The organism is Cupriavidus sp. 01L415, from assembly GCF_056400065.1.
The window spans coordinates 1-2,584 of record NZ_JBFTSP010000068.1 but is presented as its reverse complement, the minus strand read 5'-3'; the positions used below and the strand labels follow the sequence as shown (position 1 = coordinate 2,584).

Here is a 2,584-nt window from a genome sequence, read left to right as displayed (position 1 = left end):
TCGTGTCCCTCGGCTCGCAGCTTCGCTCCACGCTTCCTCCCCACGATCGGTCACCCTTTCGCAGTTGCGCTTCGCTTCGTTCGCGGTGATCAACTTACGGTGGGACTTGCACCCACAAGAGTGCGCCCATGCTGGGCGCACAAAGAAAAGGGCCGACATCACGATGCCGGCCCTCTGCTTTCCCGGGGGAAAACCGCGACTGCCTTACTCGGCCTTCACGGCTTCCACCTGGATTGCCAGTTTGACTTCCTGCTTGAAGCCGTACTTGGCGCCGTAGTCGATGCCGAAATCGGCGCGGCTGAACTGGGCCACGGCGTCGGCACCGCAGGCCTCGCGCTTGAGCATCGGATGCTGGATGCACTTGAACTCGCGGATCTCCAGCTTCACCGGCTTGGACACGCCGTGCAGCGTCAGGATGCCATCCACTTCAGTCGGCACGTCGCCCTTGAACTTCGAGAACTTGCCTTTGTAGGTCGCTTCCGGGAAGGCCTGCACGTCGAACATGTCCGGGCCCTTTACGTGTTCGTTCAGCTTGGCGTTGCCGAAGTCGACGGAAGCCGGATCGATCTTGATGTCCACCGAACCGGTCTTGGCGGCTCGGTCCAGCGTCACGACGCCGGTCGACTTCTCGAACTTGCCACGCCACGTCGACAGACCACCCAGGTGGTCGGTCTCGAAGCTCGGGTACGTGTGCGTCGGATCGATGTTGTACGTCACGGCATTGGCCATGGCGGCGCCGGCGGCGAGGGTGGCGGAAGCTGCCGCAACGGCGGCAATCAGGGTACGCATTTTCATCTCGGGTCTCCCATCAAAAGGTTGGAGAGTAAGGTTCACTAAAACGGCCAAGGGGCGAATATCGGGGGCGGCCCCGCTTCAACCCTTCTTTGCCGGGGTCACGATATGGAACTTGATCTGCACGTCGTCGGCGACCACGGAAGTGTCCTTCCACTCGCCGTCGCCGATATTGAAGGCGGTACGCTTGATCGGCAGCACGCCGTCAAACACCTGGCCGCCCGCTTCCTGCTTGTACGTGGCCGGCACCACCACGTCCAGGGTCTTGCCCTTGATGGTCAGCTTGCCGGCCACTTCATACTTGCCCGCAACGCCATTCTTGATGCTGGTGGACTGGAACACGGCCTTCGGGTACTTCCCCGCGTCGAACCAGTCGCGACCCTTGACCTCCTTGGTGGTCTCGGCATCGCCGATCTCGAAGCTCGACACGTCGATCTCCACCTTGGCGGAGGACGTCGCCAGCTTGGCCGGGTCGAAGTCGACGCTGGCATCGAACTTCCTGAACTTGCCCTCCATCGGCACGCCGATCTGGCGGGCGGTGGCCGTGACCGAACTCTTGGCGGCGTCGATCTGGGCCCAGGCAAGGTTGGCAGCAAGGCCGGCCGTGGCCAGTGCGGCCGCCACGAATACCGTGCCAGGACGGGACATGCGTTTCATCTGTGACTCCTGTCGGTACCGGCCATCCGGGCCGGTCGAATAACGGTTCGGAAAACGATGCGACTTACCACATGGGGCGCAGCAAGCATACCGGTTACAGCGCACATTTGCTTTGCCACCAACCGGGTCAGCGCAGGAACGGAATCATCCGGCCCAGCGTGCCATCGCGGTCAATGACCTGGTGCTTGATCGCCGCGGCCGCATGCACCACCACGATTGCGGCCATCAGGTAGTTCAGCCATACATGGGCGTACTTCAGGATGGGCTTGAGGGTGTCGCTGGCCTCGATCAGCGGCGGCATCTTCCACAGCCCCAGGTACACCACCGGCACGCCGGCGGCGGAGCTGTACAGGTAGCCGGTGATCGGCACGACCAGGATCAGCACATACAGCAGATGATGCGCAGCGGCGGCGGCCCTCGCCTGCCATGCTGGCGTGCCCGGTGCCACGGGGGGCGCGGCGTGGGTGGCGCGCCACAGGACGCGCAGCACGGCGATGGCGAAGATGGTTACGCCCAGCCATTTGTGCCACGAGAAAAGCTTGAGCTTGGTCGGCGTCAGGCCGGGAATCCCGGTCATGTACAGCCCCAGCCCGAAAGCGGCAAAGATACCGAACGCGATCAGCCAGTGCAGGCCGATGGCGGTGGCGGTGTATCCCCCGGTCTGGCGGGCCGGATAAACCCTGTTCGAACCCATGTCAGTCAATCCCTTCGTTCGTTATTTTGCGAGGATCTGATGCCAGCAATCCTGTCGACAGCGGCGCCTGCCGGTCCGCTCCGTCGACTGCAATTCTCGCATTATTGGGGGACCGGCATGGTGTGAGAAGGACCGATCTTAATTAAGTTGTTCAAATGATTTGATGTGACCGGATGTCGCACCCGCCACGCGCGCTGGCATCGTACCGTCGTTATCGTCCGGGTGCCCGGTCAGATTGATGACACCGTCGTCAATTCTTCCGAAACAAAAAAGAAGAAGGGCTGGCAACGATTGTGAACTGACCCCGTAAAGTTGGACGGGTAAGTTATGCGGCCAAGGGCTGAGTCCTGTATTGCACAGGGCTCAGCCCATTTAGCTTTAGCTTGATGCGGTCGTGATTGTAATACCGGATGTATTCGGCAATGCTGCGTCGCAGTTGGT

At 61.5% G+C, this 2,584-nt stretch carries 4 protein-coding genes; all 4 read right to left on the bottom strand.

Going from position 1 to position 2,584, the window contains the following annotated elements; translation table 11 throughout:
* Positions 1 to 204 precede the first annotated feature (204 nt).
* Entirely contained in the window at positions 205 to 795 is a 591-nt protein-coding gene (locus AC1DOX_RS30860; protein WP_092135281.1) for a YceI family protein, read from the bottom strand.
* A gap of 78 nt (positions 796 to 873) precedes the next feature.
* A complete protein-coding gene (locus AC1DOX_RS30855; RefSeq protein ID WP_092135282.1) occupies positions 874 to 1,449 on the bottom strand; it encodes a YceI family protein in 576 nt (191 codons plus the stop codon).
* 127 nt (positions 1,450 to 1,576) lie between these two features.
* A complete protein-coding gene (locus tag AC1DOX_RS30850; RefSeq protein WP_441624640.1) occupies positions 1,577 to 2,143 on the bottom strand; it encodes a cytochrome b in 567 nt (188 codons plus the stop codon).
* Between the two features lie 325 nt (positions 2,144 to 2,468).
* Positions 2,469 to 2,579 (bottom strand): IS3 family transposase, encoded by a 111-nt coding sequence (locus AC1DOX_RS30845; RefSeq protein ID WP_441618306.1) that lies wholly within the window; start codon positions 2,577 to 2,579, stop codon positions 2,469 to 2,471.
* Positions 2,580 to 2,584: the final 5 nt, after the last annotated feature.